This window comes from Paenibacillus sp. J22FR5 (assembly GCF_059691975.1).
In genome coordinates, this window is sequence record NZ_JCAUAN010000005.1 from 92,052 (window position 1) to 118,658 (window position 26,607).

At 48.2% G+C, this 26,607-nt stretch carries 21 protein-coding genes; 13 read left to right on the forward strand and 8 right to left on the reverse strand.

The genetic code is table 11. From position 1 onward, the window contains the following. Nucleotides 1-263 precede the first annotated feature (263 nt). From AC58P7_RS09790 to AC58P7_RS09815, 6 genes are all read left to right on the forward strand, one after another. The gene (locus AC58P7_RS09790) at nucleotides 264-1,250 is read left to right on the forward strand and encodes a TrmB family transcriptional regulator (protein WP_497342232.1); all 987 of its coding nucleotides are present in this window, start codon (nucleotides 264-266) and stop codon (nucleotides 1,248-1,250) included. Nucleotides 1,251-1,306: 56 nt separating this feature from the next. Next, nucleotides 1,307-1,999 carry an HD domain-containing protein gene (locus tag AC58P7_RS09795; RefSeq protein ID WP_497342234.1) on the forward strand — a complete coding sequence of 231 codons (693 nt, stop codon included), beginning with the start codon at nucleotides 1,307-1,309 and terminating at the stop codon, nucleotides 1,997-1,999. A 162-nt stretch (nucleotides 2,000-2,161) separates the two neighbouring features. Continuing rightward, complete coding sequence (locus tag AC58P7_RS09800; RefSeq protein ID WP_497342236.1) at nucleotides 2,162-3,454, forward strand: DUF445 domain-containing protein; 1,293 nt, start codon at nucleotides 2,162-2,164, stop codon at nucleotides 3,452-3,454. 112 nt (nucleotides 3,455-3,566) lie between these two features. Next, nucleotides 3,567-4,406, forward strand: a complete 840-nt coding sequence (locus tag AC58P7_RS09805; RefSeq protein ID WP_497342238.1) for an ABC transporter ATP-binding protein — start codon at nucleotides 3,567-3,569, stop codon at nucleotides 4,404-4,406. After that, nucleotides 4,339-5,103 carry an ABC transporter permease gene (locus tag AC58P7_RS09810; RefSeq protein ID WP_497342240.1) on the forward strand — a complete coding sequence of 255 codons (765 nt, stop codon included), beginning with the start codon at nucleotides 4,339-4,341 and terminating at the stop codon, nucleotides 5,101-5,103. The genes AC58P7_RS09805 and AC58P7_RS09810 overlap by 68 nt, the downstream gene beginning before the upstream one ends. A 14-nt stretch (nucleotides 5,104-5,117) precedes the next feature. Continuing rightward, nucleotides 5,118-6,143 carry an ABC transporter substrate-binding protein gene (locus AC58P7_RS09815; protein WP_497342242.1) on the forward strand — a complete coding sequence of 342 codons (1,026 nt, stop codon included), beginning with the start codon at nucleotides 5,118-5,120 and terminating at the stop codon, nucleotides 6,141-6,143. 181 nt (nucleotides 6,144-6,324) lie between these two features. Here AC58P7_RS09815 and AC58P7_RS09820 read toward each other — a convergent pair whose 3' ends face one another. Next, on the reverse strand, nucleotides 6,325-6,759 hold the full coding sequence (locus AC58P7_RS09820; protein WP_497342244.1) for a bactofilin family protein: 435 nt from the start codon (nucleotides 6,757-6,759) through the stop codon (nucleotides 6,325-6,327). A gap of 14 nt (nucleotides 6,760-6,773) precedes the next feature. Further along, on the reverse strand, nucleotides 6,774-7,790 hold the full coding sequence (locus AC58P7_RS09825) for a peptidoglycan DD-metalloendopeptidase family protein (protein ID WP_497342246.1): 1,017 nt from the start codon (nucleotides 7,788-7,790) through the stop codon (nucleotides 6,774-6,776). Nucleotides 7,791-7,974: 184 nt separating this feature from the next. On the opposite strand from AC58P7_RS09825, the gene AC58P7_RS09830 reads away from it, so the two are divergent. Next, nucleotides 7,975-9,159: a WD40/YVTN/BNR-like repeat-containing protein gene (locus AC58P7_RS09830; protein WP_497342248.1), complete on the forward strand. Its 1,185-nt coding sequence runs from the start codon at nucleotides 7,975-7,977 to the stop codon at nucleotides 9,157-9,159. Between the two features lie 187 nt (nucleotides 9,160-9,346). Here the strand turns inward: AC58P7_RS09830 and AC58P7_RS09835 are convergent, their stop codons facing one another. From AC58P7_RS09835 to AC58P7_RS09850, 4 genes are all read right to left on the reverse strand, one after another. Then, nucleotides 9,347-9,847: a hypothetical protein gene (locus AC58P7_RS09835; protein WP_497342249.1), complete on the reverse strand. Its 501-nt coding sequence runs from the start codon at nucleotides 9,845-9,847 to the stop codon at nucleotides 9,347-9,349. A 27-nt stretch (nucleotides 9,848-9,874) separates the two neighbouring features. Next, nucleotides 9,875-11,053 carry an MGDG synthase family glycosyltransferase gene (locus AC58P7_RS09840; RefSeq protein ID WP_497342251.1) on the reverse strand — a complete coding sequence of 393 codons (1,179 nt, stop codon included), beginning with the start codon at nucleotides 11,051-11,053 and terminating at the stop codon, nucleotides 9,875-9,877. An 84-nt stretch (nucleotides 11,054-11,137) separates the two neighbouring features. Continuing rightward, on the reverse strand, nucleotides 11,138-11,713 hold the full coding sequence (locus AC58P7_RS09845) for a thymidine kinase (RefSeq protein ID WP_497342253.1): 576 nt from the start codon (nucleotides 11,711-11,713) through the stop codon (nucleotides 11,138-11,140). 68 nt (nucleotides 11,714-11,781) lie between these two features. After that, nucleotides 11,782-12,762, reverse strand: a complete 981-nt coding sequence (locus AC58P7_RS09850) for an HD domain-containing protein (RefSeq protein ID WP_497342255.1) — start codon at nucleotides 12,760-12,762, stop codon at nucleotides 11,782-11,784. A gap of 418 nt (nucleotides 12,763-13,180) precedes the next feature. Here AC58P7_RS09850 and gltB point away from each other — a divergent pair, with 418 nt between their 5' ends. From gltB to AC58P7_RS09880, 6 genes are all read left to right on the forward strand, one after another. Further along, nucleotides 13,181-17,773 carry a glutamate synthase large subunit gene (gene gltB, locus AC58P7_RS09855; protein WP_497342257.1) on the forward strand — a complete coding sequence of 1,531 codons (4,593 nt, stop codon included), beginning with the start codon at nucleotides 13,181-13,183 and terminating at the stop codon, nucleotides 17,771-17,773. A 26-nt stretch (nucleotides 17,774-17,799) separates the two neighbouring features. Further along, a complete protein-coding gene (locus AC58P7_RS09860; protein ID WP_497342259.1) occupies nucleotides 17,800-19,284 on the forward strand; it encodes a glutamate synthase subunit beta in 1,485 nt (494 codons plus the stop codon). Nucleotides 19,285-19,453: 169 nt separating this feature from the next. Then, nucleotides 19,454-20,971: a S41 family peptidase gene (locus AC58P7_RS09865; RefSeq protein WP_497342261.1), complete on the forward strand. Its 1,518-nt coding sequence runs from the start codon at nucleotides 19,454-19,456 to the stop codon at nucleotides 20,969-20,971. A gap of 5 nt (nucleotides 20,972-20,976) precedes the next feature. Beyond that, nucleotides 20,977-22,143 (forward strand): copper amine oxidase N-terminal domain-containing protein, encoded by a 1,167-nt coding sequence (locus AC58P7_RS09870; protein ID WP_497342263.1) that lies wholly within the window; start codon nucleotides 20,977-20,979, stop codon nucleotides 22,141-22,143. Nucleotides 22,144-22,425: 282 nt separating this feature from the next. Continuing rightward, nucleotides 22,426-23,247, forward strand: a complete 822-nt coding sequence (locus AC58P7_RS09875) for a helix-turn-helix transcriptional regulator (protein ID WP_497342265.1) — start codon at nucleotides 22,426-22,428, stop codon at nucleotides 23,245-23,247. 391 nt (nucleotides 23,248-23,638) lie between these two features. Continuing rightward, nucleotides 23,639-24,106: a hypothetical protein gene (locus AC58P7_RS09880; RefSeq protein ID WP_497342267.1), complete on the forward strand. Its 468-nt coding sequence runs from the start codon at nucleotides 23,639-23,641 to the stop codon at nucleotides 24,104-24,106. Nucleotides 24,107-24,545: 439 nt separating this feature from the next. Here the strand turns inward: AC58P7_RS09880 and AC58P7_RS09885 are convergent, their stop codons facing one another. Continuing rightward, nucleotides 24,546-25,235 carry a response regulator transcription factor gene (locus tag AC58P7_RS09885; RefSeq protein WP_497342269.1) on the reverse strand — a complete coding sequence of 230 codons (690 nt, stop codon included), beginning with the start codon at nucleotides 25,233-25,235 and terminating at the stop codon, nucleotides 24,546-24,548. 21 nt (nucleotides 25,236-25,256) lie between these two features. Continuing rightward, the gene (locus AC58P7_RS09890) at nucleotides 25,257-26,459 is read right to left on the reverse strand and encodes a sensor histidine kinase (protein ID WP_497342271.1); all 1,203 of its coding nucleotides are present in this window, start codon (nucleotides 26,457-26,459) and stop codon (nucleotides 25,257-25,259) included. Nucleotides 26,460-26,607: the final 148 nt, after the last annotated feature.

The window sequence follows — 26,607 nt, forward strand, 5'->3', positions numbered from 1 at the left end:
CGGAAATAAGAGTGAGTAAACAACACAGATTTAACAGCGCAGATACAACATTGCAGATACAAACACTCGGTACATGCACCATTGACCCATTAACTTCCATCATATTAATTGATAATGATTATCATTGTCAATAATTAATTTTCAATGATAATGTACGGTGAACTGATATTACTTGGGCGGAGGATCATGCTACAATAGGGATATGAAGTGATCTCGGGCCCAAATAAACGTAATCTGATATCTTGAAAAAGAGGAGCTGCGCCATGGAAAATGTTCATCTGCATTTGAAAAACCTTGGCTTCACAGAGCTGGAAGCCAAATGTCTGCATATGCTAGCGGTGAGCGGCACGCAAACGGGCTACGAAATCGCCAAGGGGCTGGGCGTATCACGCTCTAATGTCTATGCGGCATTGCAAAAGCTCGCGGAAAAAGGCGCCGTGCTCACCAGTCATGGTGAACCCACGGTGTATCAAAGCGTGCCGATCGAGGAGATCGGCGAGCGTATGGAAGCGGAGCTGCAGGCTTCGATCCGCTACGTGAAAGAGCATTTGCCGAAGCAGGATGCGCATCGGTCGGAGTACTTCAGCTTGGAAGGCGATGCCAAGGTAATTGAGCGTGTTCGCTCGGAGCTGAGGAAAGCGAAGGAAGAGGCATTCTGTGATCTGTCTCCAGAGGATGCGAAGCTGCTCAAGGAGGATATTCGAGCGACGGCTACACAGGGCGTGCGCGTATTGATAGCGCCGACGCGAGAAGCGGGGGCTGGGTTTTATCCTTTCGTTCGAAAACGTAGCGAGGGTTTGAAGGGGCTGGAAGCACGAGAAGGGCGTAAATTCACGATTCTCATTGATCGTAAACTAGCCATTGTTGGTACACGGGGCGGTGACGAGACGACGCTGGCCATGCTAACCGAGCACCCAGCGATGGTAGAGATGATGTACAATCATTTTTGCAGCAGTGTCGTGTTACATGAGCTTCAGCAGGATATGGGCACCAAGCTTGAGGATAAATATGGGAAGAATTTCAAGAAAATCATACAGAAGCATATAGATGGAAAAGTGCCTGAACCAAAGCGAGTGGACGAAGGTAAATTAATTGCGGTAAAGCTCCATGCGGAGAGTGAGATTGCGAGTGATCTAGGGAATGACGTTGAGAATTCTTCTGGAGAAGAGGATTTGAATGATAAGAAGGCTACAATAGGGAAGTCCGAGCAAAGGAAATCTGGAGAAGGAAAGAGGAAGAAAAAGAAATGATGCAGCGGAATGGGGAGCACCTAGAGGGAGTAGATCAAGAGCAGAGTGGCGAGCACATGGCGGGAGTAGATCAAGAGCGGAATGGCGAGCACATAGTGGCGGCAGATCAAGAGCGGATATTACTCGCGGCTGAGGCGCTCGTCAAAGAAAAGCTTGAGCGCGATAGCAGCGGCCACGATTGGTGGCATATTTATCGCGTGGTGCAAACGACGAAGCGAATTGCCGCCCAGGAGGGCGCAAACGGCTTCGTCTGCGAGCTTGCGGCGCTGCTTCACGACGTCGTCGATGAGAAGCTGAACGCCGATCCAGCTGCAGCGCAGCGCGAGCTGGAAGCTTGGCTTGCCGCCAGCGGTACGCCGGCGGCGCAGGTGGAGCACGTGCTGGAGATTATCAGCACGATGTCGTTCAAGGGCGGCGCGCGGCCGCCTATGCGCACGCTCGAAGGCCAGGTCGTGCAGGATGCCGACCGGTTGGATGCCATTGGCGCGGTAGGCATCTCGCGCGTGTTTGCCTATTCGGGCTGGAAAGGCCGCCCGATTCATGATCCTTCCGTCATCGTGCGCGAGCACATGACGGCGGAGGAGTATCGCGGGGGCAATGACACCGCGATTAATCACTTTTACGAGAAGCTCCTTAAGCTGAAGGAGCTTATGAACACATCCTACGCGAGGCAACTCGCGGAGGAGCGGCATCGCTTCATGGAGCTCTATCTGCAGCAGTTTTATGCAGAATGGGAAGGCGAGCGGTAGGGCTGTTTGTTGGGGAGAGAGCCACGGTGGCTCTTTTTTTTTTGTGCAACTAGGGCACCTAGCACCTAGGCATCAAGCACACATGCAGCTTTTTCACCCATTCCCACGCTCCTTCCAACCCCGCTACCACGTTTCTTGCCAATTTGTGATAATATAGAAAGAATGATTCATCAACCTCACGCGGAAAGAGATGTTACGACGATGAAAAAAGAAGCAAAGTATATAGCAACGGTTTCACTGGGTGTCATGGGAGCGGGCTTTCTAGCTACGCTGCCAACGGCGGTTTCGGGGGCGGTATGGGGCACATTCCTGCAAGGCGGGTTTGAAGCAGGAGTTGTCGGCGGCTTGGCCGACTGGTTTGCAGTTAGCGCCTTGTTCCGTCATCCACTGGGGATTCCGATCCCGCACACAGCGTTATTGCCAAACAATCGGGAGAAGATTACGAAGGCGCTCGTCTCCACTGTGCAAAATGAGCTTCTCTCCAAAGAGACCATTCGTGCTCGCTTGCAGCAAATCCGTTTTCTTGAACGCGGCCTAGAGATTGCAGACAAGCAACTGGACAACGCGTCCCTGCACAAAGGGCTCACAACCCTAGCCAAGCAAGCACTACAAGCGATTGACCTAGAGAAGTTAACCCCTCTCCTAGCCGAGGAGATTCATAAAGCACTGCAAGATGTGGACACAAGCCGTCTCGTACGCACGCTCATAGACACCATCGAAGATGGCGGCTACGACGGTAAAACCTTAGATTTTGTTCTGGATAAAGCAGCGGCCTGGGTGATCAAAGCGGATACGCGGGATCAATTAGGTGCCATGGCGATCAAAGCGTTCGAGGGACTGCAGTCCAATGGCTTCATGGCTTTTGCTGTGAATGCGTTTATCGGTATGGTGAACGAGGAGAAAATCGGTGGTATCATTCAGAATTTCGTGCTGTCTTATATCGATCAAATGCGCATGAACAAGCATCCGAAACGAGAAGCGGTTCTCACTTTTATTCGGGGCGAGCTCCACAAGCTGGAGCGCAATCCACAGCTTCTAGCAGAGTTGGAGAAGTTGAAAACGAAGCTTCCTGAGCTCTTCGACCTCGATGAGAAGCTAGCTCTTCTGCTTACAAGGTTAAAAGAAAAGGCCGAGAACTTCGTCGATCAACCAGATTTTATCTCTGTCCATGTGGTGCCAATTATTCGTAAAATGCTCATTTCCATACGTGAAAATCCCGATATGATTAAGAGAGGCGAGGATTGGATTCAAGAGCAGATCGCGTCCTATGTGGAACAAAATCACAGTAAAATCGGCCAACTGGTAAAAGAGAACTTAGATAAACTCGACAACGAGAAGTTAACGGTTTTGATGGAAGAGAAAATCGGCAGCGACCTACAATGGATTCGGGTGAACGGGGCAATTTGTGGATTCATCATCGGTTTAGGCTTGGCAGGCTTGAAAATGTTATTCTAGTAGATTTGAAAGTTAGACTTTTGCTTCGCATCTACCGTGGTAAACGCGCTCGTCCTTAAAGGACGACGGATTCGTTTATCCTGGGAAGCGACAACGTGGGGGATGAGAGAGCTTGATCGAGATTAAGGGAGTCAGCAAGACGTTCGTTCAGCGCATCGGCGGCAACTACAAAGCACTGGATGACATCACATTAACGATAAATAAAGGGGAGTTCGTCTCTCTGCTAGGCCCTTCAGGCTGCGGAAAATCGACGGTTCTGAACCTCGTAGCGGGCTTTGATACGCAATCTGAAGGCATCATTCAGGTTAATGGGAAAAAGGTAACAGGCGCCGGAGCGGACCGCGTCGTCGTTTTTCAGGAGCATGGGTTGTTTCCATGGCTGACCGTTCTAGACAATGTAGCCTTCGGTCTCAAGCAGAAAGGGATCCCCAAGAAAGAACGCCACGAGATGGCGATGGAGCAGATCAAGGCCGTGCATTTAAGCCGCTTTGCGGATCGTTATCCACATGAGCTTTCAGGCGGGATGAAGCAGCGGGCAGCCATTGCTAGAGCGTTGGCGATGGATCCGGAAATTTTGCTCATGGACGAGCCATTCGCTGCCCTAGATGAGCAGACACGCCTTATTTTACATAAAGAGCTGGAAGAAATATGGATGCGTACGCGCAAAACGATTCTCTTCATTACCCACAATATTCGCGAAGCGGTCATTCTTTCCGATCGGGTCTTGGTGATGTCCACACGTCCCGGCACGATCAAAAAAGAATTCGCTGTCAAAGCAGCGAGACCTCGCGATAGTAGCGATTCCGTGCTCCATCATATGGAGGCGTTGATTATGGACGCGCTGGCGGATGAGCTGGAGAAAGTTGTGAGAGAGGAGACTGGCGATGAGTACAGCATTAAGAAGAACGATTTTTCTGGTACTGCTTCTGATAGCTTGGGAGGCGGGATATAGGATTTTTGGCTGGGGATGGAAATTTCCTTCTGTTTCGCAGACGCTGCAAGCCTTCTATGACGGTATCGTGCATGGTGAGCTGCTGCAAGCTGCTGGGGCGAGTATGCTGCGATTACTCATTTCCTTCGCACTATCGCTGGCCATTGGGATGACATTAGGGTTTCTGTTTGCCCGATATCGCATTCTAGATGATACGCTTGGCTTCCTGGTTGTTTCCTTGCAGACGATACCGAGCATTGCGTGGTTGCCTTTTGCTATTATTTGGTTCGGACTCAACGAATCTTCGGTTATTTTTATCACCACACTCGGGGCTACTTGGACCATGGCATTAGCGAGTAGAACGGGTATCAAGAATATCCCGCCAATCTATTTGCGCGCTGCGCAGACGATGGGAACGGGGAATGGTTTCAATCTTTTTATCCAAGTGATGATTCCAGCTGCTTTTCCTCACTTGATCAATGGTGTTCGTACAGCTTGGGCGTTCGCATGGCGGGCACTTGTTGCAGGTGAGCTAATCGCGAAAGGTGCGGGATTGGGCCAGCTTTTGCAGGACGGACGGAATCTCGGGGACACCTCGTTGATGCTGTGCATCGTGATCATCATTGCCGTGCTCGGCACAGTGTCAGACCATTTCTGCTTCAAAAAACTAGAAGATAAAGTGCTAGAGCGCTACGGCCTCGCTGGCTCCAAGTCGTAAAGGGAGTGAGTCAGATGAGCAAACGCTTCAAAGTACTTCTACTCCTACTCCTTGCTATTACACTTCTGAGCGCATGTGAGGAGAAATTGACGGCAACAGGCAAGCCACAGGTCGTTCGGGTGGGTGTGTTCAAAAATGTAACCCATGCCGCCGCTTATATCGCGCTGGAAAAAGGCTATTTTACCCGCGAATGGGGCGATGAGGTGCAGATCGAAGTTACGCCCTTCGACAATGGGGCGGATCTGTCCATCGCGATGGCGACGGGAGATATCGATGTGGGTTTCGTAGGTCCAGGACCTGCGACGACCTTTTATCTAAAAAGTGGAAATTTCCGCGTCGTATCGGGCTCTAACAATGGTGGTGCCGTGTTGGTCGCCAGAACGGGCTCGGGCATCAACACCATCAAGGATCTCACAGATAAAACCGTCGCGATTCCCGCCAAAGGGAACACGAATGAAATTTCGCTGCGCATGCTGCTGCAGCAAGCCGGCATCTCACTCGGGAGAAACGCTGATAACGCACATCTCATCGTTCGTTCCCCAGCGGATACCTTGATCTCTTTCCGCCAAAAGGAAATTGACGCTGCGCTTGTTCCTGAGCCATGGGGGACTCAGATCGAGAAGGCCGGACTCGGTAAAGTCGTCGCTGATTGGAAGGACATCCCACCGAATCATGGAGATTACCCAACGGTTATCATGGTGGCGAGCGATAAGTTCATCGAGCGCCACAGAGACATTGTTAAAGGTGCGATTAAGGCGAATATGGACGGCATCGCGTTCATTCAGAACAGCCCCGACCAAGCTTATGACCTGATCAACAACCAGCTGAAAAAATACAGCGGCAAAGGCATGGACAAAAGCCTGATCAAAGCCTCGCTTAGTCGCTTGAAGCTGACCACCGACGTGGATGTCAAGGTAATGGAAGAGATGGCGAAGGTATCCATCGGCGCTAGATACATCAAAGGCATCAAACCAGAGGAGCTGGATCTGCATCCATTCGTGGATCTCTCCATGCTGGCTGAAGTGAAAGCAGGGAAATGAGAAAACCTCTATCGAGGCCATTCAAAGATGAGCGACCGCGTTTAGAGGAAAGTTTTATCGCCAAATAGAAAGACATTTTCGGGAACCGAAAACTTATACTTTCTATTATGGTAAGAAAGAGCTCGTCGCATCTCCCTAATGAAAGGAGATGAAGACGAGCTCTTTTTATGCACAAGCCCTGTTAATTGCCGCCCGAAGCAGCCTGCTGTTCGCTTTTTTGCTGTTTATGCGCTTTGGCATCGATGACTTTGCCGCCACCGTTTTTTTCGCTTTGTGTGGCATTCTCATTCATCGCGCTGCTCCCCTGGAAAATCCCGCCCTCCTCAATAATGACGGAACGTACATCAATGTTCCCGATCAACACGCCGGAACTGGTTACGATCAGCTTGCCTTTCGTATGTATATTGCCTTTCACTTTGCCGGCTACAATCACATCACGCGCGTGGATATTGGATTGTACGACAGCGTTCTCACCAATCGTGATGTCACCGGCACATTCGATATCTCCATTCATTTGGCCTTCAATGCGAAGGCTGGCCTCTGAAATAATTTTACCCTCACAAATCGTGCTGCCTCCAAGTAGCGTGTCCGTCGTTTTCGTATCGATTCGTTTCAATTTCGAGCTTCCTATCATTTGCGTTCATCCTTTCGATCTGAAATGAGATAAGGTTTAGGGTCAATCTGGATACCATTTTTATGAACTTCATAATGAAGATGGGAGCCCGTGCTGCGTCCAGTAGAACCGACGAGGCCGATTTGCTGACCTTTTGTTACAGATTCTCCGCGTTTTACAAGCATTTTATTCAAATGCATATATTCGGTTTCGATACCCCGCGAGTGGTCAACGATGATATAGTTGCCGTGCTCGTCATCATAGCCCGCAGCGATGACTTTACCTGCTGCAGTGACATAGACGGGGTCATTGATTTCGCCATCGATATCATATCCGGTATGCATGGAAGGCTTTAATGTAAAAGGGTCCATGCGGATGCCGAATCCGGAAGTGATACGATGCGAGGCGATGGGCCAAAGCGTTGGCGTAATACTGCGTATGCGCTCAGCTTCTTTAATTTTGGCTTCCGATTCATTTAAATTGTCGAGGAGAGCGTTGATATCCCCAACTAATGAAAAAAGCCCTTGCTTGGTATTGCTCACGAGGGAGGATACTTCTTCCGAAGTGACAGGAACATCGCTGCCGCCAACATCAAGGTTCGTTCCATGAACTGGCGTGGCGCTTGAGGTGCTCACTGCTTTTTTGCTTGTCCCGTTTACGCTTTCTGGCTGACTCATGAGCTCTATCACATGATCCAATTTCTTGATTTCCTCTAGCTTTACCTTAAACTCATCTGCCTGCTGAGCTAAGGCAATCAAATCAATTTGCAGCTGTTCAAGCTCACTTGTTTTATGTGTAATTTGATCAACTAACTGCCGTTCTTGTCCATCGAAAGCTTGCTGCATGCTGTCTCGAGTTTGATGGGATCGGGTATTCATCAAGTAAATCGTCACAAAGAAACCGATCAGCACAAGCAGGATCACGCTAGGCACAATATAGAGACTACTGTGCGGAAGCTTGAATCTTACGGTATGGCGGTTGGCACCCGGAATGATCATGAAGGTGAGCTCTTTTTTGCCCCAAATGAATTTCAACAGATCCTCCTCCCTTTCCGTAACAATGTCCCCCTTCTTGTTTACGATTGTATTCCACAGTGGGATGAGTCATGCCTAATTTCTCGGAAAATGGGGATGATGGTAGGATTAGTGCTCAACTTTTCTCACCGAGTTAACGTCTATGAAGTATCAACGAAACAAGAAAGTGAAGGGAGTAATGATCATGTTAAAAAGAACACTGCTGTTGTTGGCCATAACAACCCTCGCGTTAACTGGGTGTAAGTCTTCGGGGCAGACAAGCGGCAACGTGACAGTCTCTGAATCGCCGATGCCCAGTGCGGTGGCCTCGGCGGGGCCATCAGCAACGACAACACCTGGATCAGAGCCTTCAATTGTGCCTACAAAAGGCAGCGATGGCTCATTGGCCCCTTTCATGCGTGGGATAACAGCCTTAAGGTTAGCGGATGCTCAAAAGGGCTGGATTGGCGGCAAAGGGTGGATCGCTCGTACGGATGATGGTGGTATGAAGTGGAAGGTACAATACACGGGGGCTGGGGAAATTAGACAGCTATTTGCCCTGAATGAGCAGGATGCGTGGGCGAGTGAAGGCGAAAAGTTATTAGGAACTTCAGATGGCGGTGCTCATTGGTCGGCGGTTGGTACCGTTCCGAATCAAGCATTCCTCCATTTTGTATCGAAGCAGGAAGCTTATAGCGGCAATGCCCAAACCATGGATGGTGGTGTTAAATGGGTAAAGCTGTCTGTACCTGCAGGTATTCAAGGGGATGCCTACTTTCATGATAAAAAGAATGGCTGGGCCGTTCGACAAGTGAAGGATAAGATCGAAGTGCTCCGAACACAGGATGGCGGGCAAAATTGGCAACCCGTCATGTCACGTCAAACCGTTGCGACATTAACAGGCACCGTCATTCGTTCCGCTGGCGTGGATGACGCGTGGATCGAGCTGATTGGGGAATCGGGGATGACGCAAACCTCGTATTCGCTGTTTCACACGAAAGATGGTGGAAAGACTTGGCAGACCGTGCTGGTGAACAGCACGGCTGGGGGCGGTCCGGCCCCTGGCTTCCCTAACGGGGAGAATGCGGGGCCGAAGAACACGGGCTCGAAGCCCGGCCCTCTCTACGTCGTGAACACCGACGTAGCCTTCATGGGCGGCAGCTGCCCGGCCTGCGACAAGCCGGGCTCCGTCGGCTGGACGAAGGACGGCGGTAAGACCTGGGTGAACGGCACCGAGACGTTCACGGGGTATGGCGAGCTGCTGCTCGGCATGGCAGACGCGAATAGCGGCTGGCTCATCACGAATGATAATGAGCAGCCGAGCGTGATGTACACCACCCGTAACGGTGGTGTGAACTGGAACAAGGTGCATACGTTTGATGCACCATAAAGACGAGGGACACCGCCGAAGTACTTGGCGGTGTCCCATTTTTGTAAGCAGCCTATTACGAGGAATAGGATTCCTCGAGTACAGATACGAGAGTTCATACGTAACCATGTATAGGTGATCCGTGTACCGAATCCGCATACTCAACCGTGCAATCGTTCGCTCGCAGAATAAATGGCTCCACACCAACTCATTTCGTAGGCGTATCACTCCCTTTGCCATTTCCGTTCTCGTTCGTGCCATTCGTATTCTTCCCGTTGAAGAACGTCGAGGTGAGATCCCGCAGCTTCTCCATGAACTTCCCGTACCCGTACCCAGTCAGAAAAGCAAGACTTATACGTGCCGACATCGAGTCGTCCACTTGCAGCAGCATAATCCCGCTCTCGAATAAGATGATCGTGATGATGGCAGAGCCGAAACAAAGCACAGGCCGCATGAGGTACCAGTAGATCCACTGTGTGGTGAGCTCTTGATAATGCTCGTGGAACATCCGCAAGCCGTATAAAGCACCACCAAGCGCACCTGCGAAGCCAAAGCAGGCATACTCGTGATAGAGGACGAAATCAACGCCCATCATTTTTCGCTGAAAAGATCCGCTGCCAAACACGGCCATCATCCATAGGCTCCCGACAAACCAGATTACTAAATAGATAAAAATAGCCTGCTTGCCGAATCGGTGAATGGGATTCATAACAAAACACCGCCCTCACAATGGATACTACCATTGTATGAGCGGTGTTTTTGATGATGCCTGAATATAGGAACGCTTATCCGACTGCTCTAAGTACGCTATGATGGCTGCTGCACAGCTTCGATCTTCATCATTGTGGCACTCACGAATGTCGGTTCTTCGCTGGGTGAGCTCAGGGTATTGCTCGAGCAGCAGCTTAAACCAGTGGTCAATCATCTCGAGAGATGTGATGCGTTGACCGTAGCCATTTTCCTGGAAGTAGGTGCAGTTCTTCTCTTCCTGACCGGGAATTGGGCTGTAGAACAACATCGGAATGCCTTTGGCCATTGCCTCGGTACAGGTCATTCCACCTGGCTTCGTAATGAGCAGATCAGAGATATCCATCAGCTTGCTAATCTCTGTTGTATAGCCTATGAGATGGACATTCGGCTGACGGAAAGCTTCTTCCTCTAGAAGCTGGCTGCGTGCTTTCTCATTGGTTCCGAGGCAGATGAGCAGCTGAATGTCCTTGCTCCAGCTCGCCAAGTAGGTCAGCAGCTCTTCCTTTTCTTCCTTCTTGAACACGCCCCAACCGCCGCCCATGACCATGACCGTTGGCATATCTTTGAGCCCGAATTCCTGACGAATATGTTCCTTACTATGGGCTTTGCGGAAATTAGGGTGAATTGGAATACCTGTCACCTCAATATGCTTATCCGGTACGCCACAGTCCATGAGACGTTCTTGGACAAGCGGTGTGGACACCAAATATTTGTCTACAGCCGAGTCCATCCAAGTTCCATGAACATCGTAATCCGTGATTACTGTGAAAAGAGGAACATCGAGTCCTGCACGCTTCAGCCTAGAGACAATAATGCTTGGGAAAGGATGTGTACAGACGATCATATCCGGTTTTAACTGTTTAATAACCGCCTTCGTCTGAGAGTAAAAGATGCGATGCAACACAAGACTCGCAACGCGGCTCGGCCTTTTATCATACTGATTTCGGTACAGCATACCATACAGTCTGGGTTGTGAAGTCACCGTGCGGCGGTATGCCGAGAAGACCCAAGGCGCTAAGGTAGGATGCAAAAAAGCGCCAAGCTCAATCACGCGGGTAATGATGTCAGACGAGGATTGCCGAAGCTCGACAGACAACGCATGAGCAGCTTGTGTATGACCTTTCCCGAAGCCCTCAGATAATAGCAAAATCCGTTTTTTACGCAAGGAACTCACCTTTCTTTGTAAATACCATATCAATTGTCTACCCTAATTATTTCTAATATATAAGAGGAATAATGCCTTTTATCTTTAAATTTGTGTGGTTTTCTTTTTGGACGCATAGCATTTGCGGCATACAGGAACGTAACTTTCGTTCCCGCCGATCTGAATCTGCTCGCCATGGAAAATCGGAACACCATCTTTGCAGCGCATATTCATAATGGCTTTCTTATCGCAATACCAACAAACGGTTTTGATTTCCTCGATCGTATCAGCCACAGCTAGAAGTGCATTGCTGCCTTCGAATAATTGTCCCATGAAATCAGCTCGAAGCCCATAAGCGATAACTGGAATATCCAGCTCATCGACGACTTCAATCAACTGAGAGACCTGAACTTTATTTAAGAACTGAGCTTCGTCGACCAAAATACAATTCGGACGCTCGGCCTGCGCGAGGGCGACCATATCCAAGTGCTCGTCTACGACGATTGCCCCTTTTTGCATACCGATGCGGGAAGCGACCTTACCTACGCCGAAGCGATCGTCCATAACGGAAGTGAGGAGAAGCACTTTTTTGCCCTGCTCCTCATAATTATGAGCAACGCGTAAAACTTCAATCGATTTACCGCTGTTCATCGTGCCATAACGAAAGTACAATTTAGCCAAGCTGGGACAGTCCCTTCTGCGGATGTAAGATAAAGTTGCTCATATAAATGGAAACAAGGGGTCATCATTTAGATTGTGAAAAAGTAGGTTGCGGCCATGCTATCCAGCTCTGCCAGTTTGACGGCAACTTGAAAGCTAACCTCTGAGGCGAGTTTATCGCCGATTAACGGTTGTTTTTTGTAAACCTTCCCGATCTTGACTTCGATACTGCCAGGAACCGGTTGCTGAGTAATTTGAATGCGATGGGGCTCATACATGAGCACATGAATGGTTTCTTTTGCCGTCTCATTGTTGCTCTGCAGCAGTTCTTGAATCAATTCATGATCCATAAGCGTTGGAATCCGATCTCTCATGCCTGGGTTTGATTCGCAGTGATGTGCCGTCGCTTTCGCAAGCAGTGCGTCCATAGCCAGGAACTGTGGATGTAAGAAAAGTCGGTGATCTTCCACAATCGCATCAACAAGTGCCGCGGCTGACGACTCATTCGCTTCGATGAAAGGTCCGCGTAGGCGAAGTCCTTTTACAAGCTCTGAGGGAGGTAACGTCGTCATCAGACCGGCATAATACGTGTCGCGAAGAAAGCTATCCAAATGATCGAGTCCGAGAATGGTTGATTTGTTCGTTAGCGGTGTTTCCTGTTTCAAAAGATCAATAATGGACGGCGGTGAAATGCCGTGTTTGATCAAAATATCAGCGATGACGCCTTGCCCAATCAACTGCTCGGTATGTCGGTGATGATTGTACCCAAGTGTTCGCTCCACCGCATGGGAGAAGGGCAGGTGCCCGATATCATGGAGCAACGCCGCAATGCGCAGAAGTGGTTCTTCTGGGCAAAAGTGAGCCATGAGTGACCAAACGCCAACCGTATGTTCGAAACGTGAATGTGTAAGTGGTGAAAACAGAGCAGATGCTCCAAAATGATGTAAAAACTTCAGGCGGCGTACCGGCTTTGAGCGGAAAAGCTCAATTTCAACCGGATTGGCCTGTGTTTGCCATTGATAAAGAGGCTCCCTAATCATGCCGCCCCCAAAAGTATGCTGTATACTCAAACAGAGCTCCTCCTAAGATGTGGAATCTGGATGTATGTTCTTGCAGCGGTATTAGCTATCATAGCATGAAACATAGAAAGTTTGCTATCACATGCGCAGCGGCTGCGACATATATAGGAAATGAAATAATTGCACGCACTTTTACACTATGTTTTCTTGGCCGAATCTATTAGAATGAAAACCTTTTCAATATAAATATTTTTAAATTGAACTATAGGAAACCAAGTGTTAATATAATATAAAAAATATTGAGAATATTTCTTCTACTTAGGGCTTGCTGAAAGCAAGAATCGTTCAGCAAGCCCTGTTTATTACAGTTGTAGTCGAAATATGTAACAGTGAATTTTTACTTTTTAGCACTTTAAAGCAGGCGTCTAACAAAGTCCAGCGAAAAACGAGGGAAGAAAGGTTGCACAACATGACTATTAATGGATTACCTCCCAAACAGGGATTGTACGATCCGAGGAATGAGCATGATGCTTGCGGTATTGGCTTTGTAGCCAACATTAAGGGTGTCAAATCTCATGCTATCGTCAAGCAAGCACTTCGTGTACTTTGCAATTTGGATCATCGCGGCGGGCAAGGCTCTGATCCGAATACGGGAGACGGAGCAGGCATTTTGATGCAAATTCCAGATGCGTATTTCCAATCCGCGTGTGAACAAGAAAACATGAAACTACCGAGCGCAGGCTGCTACGGTGTAGGTATGGTGTATTTACCTCAGGAATTAGAGGCACGCCAAGCTTGTGAAAGTACGATTGAGCGAATTGTCAAACAAGAAGGGCAGCAATTCCTTGGATGGAGAACCGTTCCAACAAATAACAGTTCACTAGGAGATTCCGCAAAGTCTGCTGAACCTTATGTTCGTCAGGTATTTATCGGCCAAAGTGCGGATATCGCAACGAACCTAGATTTTGAGCGCAAATTATATATCATCCGTAAATTGTCTGAAAACGCTATCAAATTATCTCACGCAGGTTCGCAATTTTACTATTCTAGCTTGTCTAGCAGAACGATAGTTTATAAAGGTATGTTAACACCTGAGCAAGTTGATGCCTATTACGTGGAATTACAAGACGAAAAGGTAATCTCTGCCTTAGCGCTTGTTCACTCCCGTTTCAGTACGAATACCTTCCCAAGCTGGGAACGTGCGCATCCTTACCGCTATTTGATCCACAATGGTGAAATCAATACGCTTCGCGGAAACGTCAACTGGATGCACGCGCGTCAAGCGATGTGTGATTCCGAATTATTTGGCGAAGATTTCAAACGCATTCTTCCTGTTATTGATACCGATGGTTCCGACTCCCAAATGTTTGATAATACACTAGAGTTCTTGATGCTCTCAGGTCGCTCCTTACCGCATGCTGCTATGATGATGGTGCCAGAGCCTTGGTCTAAACATGAAGGCATGGATGATGACAAGAAAGCATTCTACGAGTATCACAGCACCTTGATGGAGCCGTGGGATGGTCCTGCAGCGATTGCATTCACAGATGGCAGTCAAATTGGCGCGATTCTGGATCGTAATGGCTTGCGTCCTTCCCGATATTATGTCACGACGGACGATTTGATCGTGCTTGCATCCGAAGTAGGCGTTCTGGATATCGAACCTGAACGCGTGTTGTACAAAGATCGCTTGAGACCTGGGCGTATGCTGCTTGTAGATACCGTAGAAGGCCGCATCGTAACGGATGAAGAGATCAAGAGCGGCATCGCGAGCGAGCAGCCTTATCGGGATTGGCTGAATGAGCATCTCGTATCCTTAGAGGATTTGGAAGATGCACCGATCGTACTTGGTTCTGACCATGACACGATTCTTCAGCGTCAGCAAGCGTTTGGTTATACATTTGAACAGCTGCGTAAAACCCTTGAGCCAATGGGCAAAACAGGTGTGGATCCGATTGGTTCCATGGGTACGGATGCTCCGCTTGCGGTGCTTTCAGATCGTCCGCAGCTATTATATAACTACTTTAAACAATTATTCGCACAAGTGACGAACCCGCCAATTGATGCGAATTTTGAGGAAATCATTACGGCACAGGGTACGACAATTGGACCTGAGCGCAATCTGATTAAGCCTGAGCCAGAGAGCTGCCGTCAAATTCGTTTGAAATCGCCGTTCCTCTCCAATGAAGAGCTGGCGAAATTGCGTCATATCCAGCGCGATGGATTCAAAACAGTGACGTTGCCAACGCTTTTCGAAGCATCGGCAGGCACAGCTGGGCTGGAGAGTGCGATGCAAACTTTGTACGCAGCTGCGGATCAAGCGATTGTGGATGGAGCTACGCTGCTCATTCTGTCAGACCGTGGCGTGGATAGTGTGCATGCACCAATTCCGGCACTGCTTGCGACATCAGGCTTGCATCACCATCTGATTCGTCAAGGCACTCGGACGAAAGTTAGTTTGCTGGTGGAGTCGGGTGAACCGCGTGAAGTGCATCACTTTGCCTTGCTGCTCGGTTACGGCGCAGGCGCAATTAACCCTTACTTGGCGTTAGAAACGCTAGATGACATGATTCAGCGTAAGCAGCTTGTTGGCGTTGATCATGAGAAAGCAATTTACAACTACATCAAAGCGGTTACGAAGGGTGTAGTTAAAGTGTTAGCGAAAATGGGGATTTCCACCATTCAGAGCTATCGCGGTGCGCAAATTTTCGAAGCGATTGGCTTGAGCCAAGAGTTGATCGATGCTTACTTTACATGGACGTATACGCCAGTTGGCGGTATCGGTATCGATGTGGTTGCGAAGGAAGCGCTCATGCGCCACAACCGCGCGTTCTCTGAGCAAGAAGGGCGCGATCGTGTGCTTGATACGGGCGGTGACCTGCAGTGGCGCAGAGACGGGGAAGATCACATTTATACCCCAGAAACTGTGCACGCCTTGCAATCTGCTGTTCGCACCAACAATTATGCAACGTACAAAAACTTCTCCAAGCTCGTCAAACGTGAAGATGAGAAATATATGGCTTTACGCGGACTGCTGAGCTTCAAAGAAGGACGGACACCGATTCCGATCGAAGAGGTTGAGCCAATCGAATCGATCTTCAAACGCTTCAAGACGGGAGCCATGTCCTACGGCTCCATCTCCAAGGAAGCGCACGAAACCATCGCGATTGCGATGAACCGCATCGGCGGCAAGAGCAATACCGGCGAAGGCGGGGAGCATCCGGAGCGTTTCACACCGGATGCGAACGGCGATCTTCGCCGCAGTGCCATTAAGCAGGTGGCGTCCGGCCGCTTCGGCGTTACGAGCCACTATCTCGTCAACGCCGACGAGATTCAGATCAAGATGGCGCAGGGCGCCAAGCCCGGCGAGGGTGGTCAGCTTCCGGGAACGAAGGTGTACCCTTGGGTAGCCGAGGTTCGCGGTGTTACGCCAGGCGTAGGCTTGATTTCGCCGCCGCCGCATCATGATATTTATTCGATCGAGGATCTAGCTGAGCTGATCCACGATCTCAAGAATGCCAACCCACGAGCACGGATCAGCGTGAAGCTGGTATCCGAGGTCGGTGTTGGCACCATCGCTGCCGGCGTAGCCAAAGGGAAAGCGGACGTTGTCCTCATCTCTGGCTACGATGGAGGAACAGGCGCGTCGCCGCAGACGAGTATTCGTCACGCGGGACTGCCGTGGGAGCTCGGTCTGGCGGAGACGCATCAGACGCTCGTGCTGAACAACCTGCGCAGCCGTATCGTTGTCGAGACGGACGGCAAGCTGATGACAGGGCGCGACGTTGTCGTAGCTGCCCTGCTCGGTGCCGAGGAGTTCGGCTTTGCGACAACTCCATTGATTACGATCGGCTGCGTGATGATGCGCGTCTGCCACTTGGATACGTGTCCGGTTGGGGTCGCTACGCAAAATCCGGAGCTTCGGAAGAAATTTGCTGGAGATCCGCAGCATGTTGTGAATTTCATGACGTTCATCGCCAACGATGTGCGTGAGATGATGGCAGAGCTGGGCTTCCGCACGATTGAAGAAATGGTTGGACGTACTGATATCTTAGAGTCCAAGCAAGCGGTCGAGCACTGGAAAGCCAAAGGCGTCGATCTTTCGCCGCTGCTGCACCAACCGGATATGGGCGAAGAAGTCGGTCGCTTCTGCCAAATGGCGCAGGATCACGGTTTAGATCGTTCCCTTGACGTGACGAAGCTGCTCGATATTTGTGAGCCGGCGATTGAGCGCAAAGAACACGTTCACGCGATTCTGCCAATTACGAACGTCAACCGTGTTGTCGGAACGATCGTCGGCAGCGAAGTGACACGTCGTCACGGCGTGGAAGGCTTGCCGCACGATACGATTCGACTTCACTTTGAAGGTTCCGCTGGTCAAAGTTTTGGTGCGTTCGTACCGAAGGGGATCACACTCTCCCTCGAAGGAGATGCCAATGACTACGTTGGGAAAGGATTGTCCGGCGGTAAGCTGGCCATTTTCCCATCAAGCAAGTCGACTTTTGTACCGGAAGATAACGTCATTATCGGCAATACAGCCTTATATGGCGCAACAGACGGGGATGTTTACATCCGTGGTATTGCTGGCGAACGCTTCTGCGTAAGAAACAGTGGTGTGCGTGCCGTCGTTGAGGGTGTTGGCGATCACGGCTGTGAGTACATGACAGGTGGACGCGTCGTTGTTCTCGGTCCAACAGGGCGTAACTTCGCAGCAGGTATGTCAGGCGGTATCGCTTACGTATTGGATGAGAATGGCGACTTCCAAAGCAAAGTGAATAAAGAGATGGTTTATCTGGAACAGCTGGAAGAAACGTATGAGATGAATGAATTGAAAACGATGATCCAGCATCATGCCACATTTACGGATAGCAGCGTTGCCCACCAAGTTATTCAGCACTGGGATGAGTACGTTTGGAAGTTCGTGAAGGTTATACCGAAGGACTACAAACGGATGTTTGATGCCATCGAGAAGGTGAAACGCTCCGGTCTAAGCCAACAAGAAGCGGTCATGGTTGCTTTCGAGGCGAATATGAGGGATGTTTCCCGCGTTGGTGGAAATTAACGAAACTCAGGAGGGATTAAACGTAAATGGGTAAACCAACCGGTTTTATAGAACACGCTCGTGAAGTGGCATCCGAAGCTTCTCCACTGGTCCGAATCGGCCATTGGAAAGAGTTTGCAACACCACTTACTGAAGATAAATTACAAACGCAAGGCTCCCGCTGTATGGATTGCGGGATTCCTTTCTGCCACACTGGGTCATTAATCAGCGGCATGGCCGCTGGTTGCCCCGTGAACAATCTCATTCCGGAATGGAATGATCTCGTGTATCGCGGTCAATGGCGCGAGGCGCTAGATCGTCTGCACAAGACGAATAACTTCCCGGAATTTACAGGCCGTGTTTGTCCAGCGCCGTGTGAGGGATCTTGTACGGTAGGTCTTAAGGATACGCCAGTTACCATCAAAAGCATCGAGAAAGCGATCATCGATAAAGGGTTCGCTGAAGGCTGGATCACACCTGAGCCGCCAGAAACGCGCACAGGTAAGAAAGTTGCGGTTGTCGGGTCAGGTCCGTCCGGACTTGCGGCAGCAGCGCAGCTCAACAAAGCTGGACATTGGGTTACTGTTTTTGAACGGGCAGACCGTGTCGGCGGTTTGCTGATGTACGGCATTCCGAACATGAAGCTGGACAAAAAGTATGTTGAGCGTCGTGTGGAACTGCTTGAAGCTGAAGGCGTGGCTTTCGTTACAGGGGCGCATGTCGGTGTGAACTATCCGATTGAGAAGCTGCAAGAGGAATTCGATGCCATCGTCCTGTGCGGCGGGGCTACGAAAGGCCGCGATCTTCCGATCGAAGGTCGTGAGCTCGGCGGCGTCCATCTGGCGATGGAATTCCTAAGCAAAAACACGAAGAGCTTGCTTGATTCCGAGCATGCCGATGGTGAATTCATCTCCGCCGAAGGTAAAGACGTTATCGTCATCGGTGGTGGTGATACAGGAACTGACTGCGTAGGGACCTCCATTCGTCATAAATGTAAGAGTGTGACGCAGTTCGAGATCATGCCGAAGTCGCCTGAAACGCGTCCAGCGAACAACCCATGGCCGGAATGGCCGAAGGTGTTGAAAGTGGACTACGGTCAACAAGAGGCGGCTGCACTTCAAGGCGAAGATCCGCGCACGTACTTGATCAACACGAAGAAATTCGTAGGTGATGAGAATGGCAACTTGAAGGAACTGCACACCGTTCTGATTGAGTGGCAGAAGAACGAGAAGGGCGCGTTCGTGCCTGTAGAAGTACCAGGTAGCGAGAAGGTTTATCCAGCGCAGCTTGTTCTGATCGCTATGGGTTTCACGGGACCCGAGAGCACCGTATTAGATCAGCTTGGCGTTGCCAAAGATGAGCGTTCCAACGCGAAAGCGGAGTACGGGAAGTTTGCTACGAACGTAGAGGGTGTTTTCGCAGCTGGCGATATGCGTCGCGGCCAAAGCCTCGTGGTATGGGCCATTAACGAAGGCCGTGCGGTAGCGCGTGAAGTAGATCGGTTCTTGATGGGATCGTCGAATTTACCATAAGATGTTAGTGAGACTGCTTGCAGGTAGAGATTCTACTTGCAGGCAGTTTTTTTGTATTCTAGCTGCTCGCTCACATTGATATATCCTATATAGGATATATCCGTTAAGCAGGATATCTCGTAAAATGGGATTTATTGTTATTTTATCAGCGAACTAGGGAGAGGGGAAGGTGAGTATCGTAAAGAAATATCCAAAATTAATTGTCACTGTTGGTCTGTCTCTTACACTCTTATTAGCGCCAATTTCAATGAATGCCGCCGCCGTTGCAAATGATGCTGATAAAGCTGTCGCTACCCAAGACGATGGGTCCAAATCTAAATCCAAGTCGTCCTATCGCTTCGATGAGGTGTTGAGTCTTCTCAGTTCCTTACATATTAGCGGTGCGACAAAGGATGAGCTGTTGGATGCGGCATTGCAAGGCATGATTGAATCTCTGGATGATCCATATACGGCGTATTATGAACCTGCCAAAGCCAATGAATTCCAAAACGCGGTCAACGGTCAAGGTGTAGGGCTAGGTTTCCGTGTAGCTTTTAATGACAAAGGCATTTATGTGAATCAAATATACCCTGGGACTCCCGCGGAGCAATCGGGATTACATACGGGAGATTACTTAATAGCAGTTGGCGGTCAACAAGATACCGAACTTTCGCAGATTACCTTAATTAAAGCGTTATCGGGTAAAAAAGAAGGCGACTCCATTGCGCTTACGATCTTACGTGGCGAAGAAAAGATCGAGATCACACTATCTTTTAAACGTATTCAATACCCTATTCTCACCCACCATTTGTTCGATGGAAAAGTAGGTTATATCGCGTTGTATTCCTTCTCGTGGAACGCAGAGCTCGAGTTTGCGAAAGCTTTGGTCGATTTACAATCGCAGGGAATGACTTCTCTAATCATTGATCTGCGTGATAATGGCGGAGGTTATGTAGAGGCTGCTCAGAAATTGGCGGGGCATTTTATTGAGAATGGGACCTTTATGTATGAAAAGAAGCAAGGTACGTCTGAACCGCACCCTGTGGAAATCAAGGAAGGACACAATCTGGACTTGCCGGTGACTGTTCTCATTAATGGCTCTAGTGCTAGCGCTTCTGAGATGTTCGCAGGCTTTATGCAGGATCACAAGCTCGCGACGATCGTTGGTACCCGTTCTTACGGCAAGGGCGTAGCCCAACAGGTAATCCCTCTGATCAGCGGCGGAACTCTCAAGGTTACGGACATGGAGTGGCTGACACCAGGGCAGCACAAAGTGAATGAAACGGGGATTAAGCCTGATATCGAAGTTAGCGGTAATATAGAGCCCCTTATCCGAGGGATGCTAGCCCTGCATACGAGGCAAATTGATTTGGAGCTTACGGAGACGATGGCGCGTCTGAATCAGGTTGAATTACCTGCAAATGCTCCTTTTAAACAGGTGGGGGAGAGCTACTATGTACCAGCCCGTCTATTAGCAGCTTTGGCAGAAGCAGATATTCACTGGGACTCAGCGAACCAAGAGGTATCGTTCAAAACAAAGACCTTGGAATCAAGTTATCATGTGTCCTCTGAGTTAACTGGAGATGCATTTCTTATAAATGGGACTAGTTGGATTCGACTTGAGGCATTCCAGAAGCAGCTACCGGGTTTATCGTGGACAGTAGTAGCCCAAGGATTACAAATACATCTAAATACAGAAGAGGAGTGATTGGTTTGAAAAAGTGGTTCGTATCAGGTATGGTGGCTTTTTCGTTGATGACAGGAGCGGCTGGAGTAAGCGCGGCCGATGGGCAGGGCATTAAGGTGTTGGTTGACGATAAAGCGTTATCCTTCGAGGTGCAGCCGTATATTACCGAAGGTAACACGTTGGTGCAGTTCCGCACGGCATTCGAAGCCCTTGGGTTGAAAGTAGACTGGGATGCCAACAAACAAGAAGTAACAGGTGTTAACGATAAAATAAACGTCAAGCTTGTTATTGGCAGTACAACAGCGTGGGTGAACGGTAACCAAATTCAGCTTGAGGTAGCTCCGGTTATCAAGGACAATGTGACGTTTATCCCGCTTCGATTCGTAGGAGAAGCTTCAGGGCGTGAAGTTAGTTGGGACGGCCTGAGTCGAACGGTATACATTGCGAAAACAGAGCAGCAGATTAAGCATGTTTTGCAACGTCAGCTGGATGGTAGTGTAAGCGAAGATGTGGATGCGGTATTGGCAACAATTGATCCAGCATCCCCAATCTATGAGAACAGCAAAGCTGTCTTGACGCAAACTTTCGCCTTGTATGATCTGGCTTATAATTTAAAGGTCAGCGATACTGTCCAAGTGGATAAAGATAGCGCGAGTGTTGCTTTTACCCAAACAACGAAGAAGGTTAAAGGACCTGAATATGAAAACAGCCAAATCGAAGCAGTGGCCCTTTTAAGACGAGTTAATGGCGAATGGAAAAATAGCCAAACGGTCATAAATAAAATTGATTACCTGAAGGCAGATCAGTACAAAGAAGATAAGATTGACTTGTCGACCGATGAGCAGTCGAAAGTTCTTGCTGTAATTGAGAAGGATCGCCAGCTTTCCGAAAAAGAAGATTTTGAAGGGCTTCAGGCTCTGTACGACAGCACGTACCCGAATTTGTCTCAATTAGTGGTCCAATGGAAGCAATTGAGCTCCGTATTTGATTTTAAATCAACATACACCAGTGTCAAACTTATTAAGGCTAGTGATAAAGAAGCTTATGTACGAATAATGAGTAAGAACGAAAAAGTCAGTGGACCTGAGTTTAGAAACTTTAATGCTGATGGTGTAACCGTACTGAAAAAACAAACGGATGGTACGTGGAAAATAGCAAACAGTATTCAATTATCAGTTGAGTTTATTAAATAATGCTAGACCAAGATCAGTTCCTCACAATGAGGAATTGATCTTTTTTTAGTGAAATTTAGGTATGAGTTAAGGTGATTCTACATTTTTCGACACGAAAGATAAGGATTATTTTGTATAATTGTTGATATTGTAAATTGGATATATAGATCATTGTAATTGTGCAAGGGGCTTTTAGTGTGTTATTCGATATTGACAATACCCTGGTTAAGGTGAGAATTACGGATCTCTATATGTGGATGAAACGCAATGAATTTACAAGCATTCTGTGAGAGGACTTGATCCATGAGTGTCTTTACTGAAGTGAATATTAGCCCGAAAACTTGGGTTCACTATAATGATTTACCTGCGAGAGAAAAAAGTAACTTACGACAACTTGTAGATAATTACGGAGTTGTGAAATCTGCTACAACATTGCCTCACGATTTAGAGGAAAAAGGTTTGGTTGTAAGCACAGGATATCAAAAGCTTATAAGGGAGGAAATCAGAGCATTCTCGATCTCGATTCCTTTCACCCATTTTTTTCTGTTGACGAATTCAGATGGTGCAGTTGTCCACATTGAGGGTGCTGAGCCTATTCTTCATGCTCTTGAGCGGTACGAGATTATACCAGGGTGTTCGTTCGCCCTTCATGCCGCTGGAGTCAATGGGATATCTTTAGCTATACATACAGGCTCAGCAGTAGTTGTTGAAGGAGGAAATCATAGCTTACAGATGTTTTCCGATTGGACTTGCATTTGTAATCCAATTAAGGTTAATGGTGAAACTATTGGTTATCTGGATTTGTCGATGAGGGAAGGGATAGAGGTTAGTTTGGCTTGTGTTTTGGTCGAGAGATTAGTGAATAATATTGTACATATATATGAGCAATTCAATCCTGAAATTAAAAAAGAAATAGTAGACAAACAGTTTCAAATGTATCAATTGACACCTAGAGAAAGAGAGGTCGCATATGCTTGGTTGTCCAATCAGAGTGCTCTGCAAATTGCCAATAACTTGGGGATTACTGAGGGCACTGTTCGTAATATGCTGAAGAAAGTATATGCGAAGACAAAGGTAGGGGATAAAGGGCAGTATTTTAGGAAGTTTATGATACTTATGAATTAGTTTTATGTCCTATATGGGATATATTATATGTAAATGTACTACTAGTATTATATCAAGTAAAATTCATCACTTGGTCCCAGCGTCTGCCCCTGTGTCTGTTGTAATTGCTAGAAATGTTGCGCTTCCAATAATAATAAACGGAGCTACAAATGGTTTCAAATATCCAATCGTAGAGATGAAGATTTTTTTTCTCAGTTCAACCATTCAGGTGATTATCCAGCTGAATGTATTTGATGAATATAAGGGACATAGAAAATTAGTAACTTCTAACCCGGTAAGCTGGTATGGCTCATTGGAATAGATAAACGTGAACATTTCTGAATTCTCATGTACAATAAGAGAAAGCGTAGTCCAAGCATGGACGCAAGATGTACGGAATGGAGGAAAGCACATGAGGAAAGAAGATCTTCTTACAGCTGAGGAGTTACAAGCGTTGCTGGTTGAGAATGAGGAGTACTCTGAAGAGATTGAGCGCGATGAGCCGCTCAAGGCACAGGATCTACATTCTTTGCAAAAGACCGTTATGCTTCTTTCCAAGCAGGTGGAAGAGCTCCAAATGCAACTTCATGAGCAGTTTGAACTCCAGAATAGACAACAAGAGCAGTTTCTAAGGCTATGTAGACACCAACTTGAGAACAAGCTGCATGAGCAGCTCGTCAATACGATTGTTGTCCATCAGCAAGCGGCAAATCAAGAAGATACCATGGAACTTCAGAATGCTTCCAAAGATGCAATGCAACATGTAGTAAACATAGCAGAGTCGAAAGAGGAGGATACGCAGCTATCGTTCTCTAGAGTGAAAAGCTATAGCAAAATTCGCAAACGAAAAAAGGGCTTTCTCGAGAAGCTTTTTGAATAGTGTAAACAAAGACCAGCATCTTCCTAAAGGAAGAGTGGTCTTTTTTAGAAGCAAGCATCGATGATTGGATGGAGTGGTGTCAAAGCTGATGATGAATAAGTCAGAGCGGGTAGCTGGGAGTGATTGATCGAGATTAGAGCAGATTTCCGTCATGAAACGGAACCAGAGGGCGCTATTTAGGGGGAATGAGTAAGTTTGGAAAAGTTGCGGAACGAGGATCCTCTATTTCGTCGCAAACACCCGTAATTGCCAGGAAATGAACTGAATAGCGCACTCACGTTCCGTTTCTCCCAGAAAACGGCTAATTTCAGGAGAATAGCGGAACTAGGTTCCGCAACTGACTTCAATTGCTCTCACAACTCAATTCGCTCCCCGAACTGCTCCCCGAACTGCTTCCACGAACTTCGCCACAGACGTTCCACAGTTCTACTCCACCAGCCTACAACATCCCTTCCTCATGCGCTTTCTTCGAAGCTTGAACGCGGTCACGGACGTCCATCTTGGAATAGATGTTGGAGATATAGTTCTTCACAGTGCCTTCGGACAAGAACAGCTTCTCGGCGATTTCACGGTTGTTCAGGCCATCGGCGATACTGTGCAGCACCTGCAATTCACGTTCGCTAAGCCCGTAAGTCTCTGCCCGGACGCTCTCTTCCTTATCTTCAGAAGAAGCGCCAACGCCTTTCTCCGTCCCGCCCCGCGCTTGCTGCACGAGCATCTTAGCAATGTCATGCGGAATTAGTGTGCCGCCTTGATGCACCCATTTTATTCCTGTCGCCAGTTCTTTTGGATGAATGGCTTTAAGCAAGTAACCTTCAGCTCCAGCGCTTAATGCATCTACGACATAACCAATCTCCTGAAAGGTAGTCAAAATAATGACGCGGATGTGCGGCCAGGTAGCCTTAATCAGACGAGTGGCTTCAACGCCATCCATGATCGGCATATGAATATCCATGAGTACAACATCGGGCTGATGGTCTTCGCACAGCTTGACCGCGACATGTCCGTTTTCTGCTAAGCCAACGACTTCAATATCAGGGTCCATACCCAGCACGATGTGTAAGCTTTCACGTATTAAATCCTGATCATCGACCAGAAGTAGTTTGAGCGGTGATTGGTTTGTAGTCATAGGGAATCCTCCTCACAGCGATTAAAAGGTTGAGAAACGTTTTACGGGAATGAAACAATGGACAACCATCCCTTGCTCTGGCAGAGAGCGAACCTGCAAAGTACCTTGAAGCGCTGTTATACGCTCTTGCATCGCATTAATGCCGAAGCCCATTTTCAATTGCTCCGTTCCGATGCCATCATCTTCAATGCGAAGGGAGATTTGGTCCTCTGCATAGGTCAGGACAATCTCGATGGAGGTTGCTTTTCCATGGCGCTTGGCATTCGTTAACGATTCCTGTAGACAACGAATGAGTGAAAGCTTGGTTTGTTTGGGAATCTCGAATTCTTCACTAACCGTCGTGAAGTGAATCTGAGTCCCAGTGTGCAGTGCGAATTCATTCGCAAGACGGGATAGCTGCTGGGATAACAGCATGTCTCCCTCTTGGGGGACCATTTGATGAATACTGCGGCGTACTTCTTCAAGACCACCGCGCGTCACATTGCGCAGAACATCGAGTTTCTGTTTGGCCTTCTCAGGCGAAGCCTCAATGAGATACGAGATGGCATCCATCCCCATAATCACAGATGTAAACGTATGGCCTACCGTATCATGTAATTCGCGAGCCATACGATTGCGCTCCTCTACCAAAGTAAGCTGCTCAATCTGATTAGCGTATTGCTCTAGCACGTTATTTTGCTCATGAATCAAATGATACTGACGTTGGTTTTCTTCTAGCAGCTTCTCGGTCTTCTCATTAGAGGTAACAGCGCGTTGTAAGCTTAATCCGATAGCAAAGAACAGGACAGCGTTCAGGATAAAACTAAATAATTGCCCGACACCCATCCCGCTATGCAGAAGGAAAAAGTAGGTGACAGGCATCCCCACCATGAAGATAGGGGCGGTCCACCAAGCATTTTTTCGATCAGTGAGGAATCCAATGACCATGATTGGGCAATTAATGGTAAGTAAGGCGTCTTGCTCCATCCAAGCCAAGTAAATTTGCAAGGGAATGCCTGTCACTAGGACAGCAATGGGATAACATGTCGTGTTAATGTAGTGAGGTCGCCAGAATAAAAAAGGAGCCCCATAGGAAAACAGAATAGCCAATATGGTTAACAGGATGTGGGAGAATGGTTGTTCATAGAGGTGAAGGCAGCTATAAAGTAAACCAAGCAGTGCAGCACCGGTCAATACGATAAACAGCGACCATTCTACACCATGCCACGGTCTTCTTTGAATCATAGATGAGCTCCTTTACTAACAGGTCTTATCTTCCATTGTACATAAAATCAGGAAAAAGCCATAGTGAGCGCAGTCATATGATTTTTATCACTAGGCATGACAGCGGAAGTAAGGTAGGATTGGATTATATTGGATAAAAAAGTGAGGA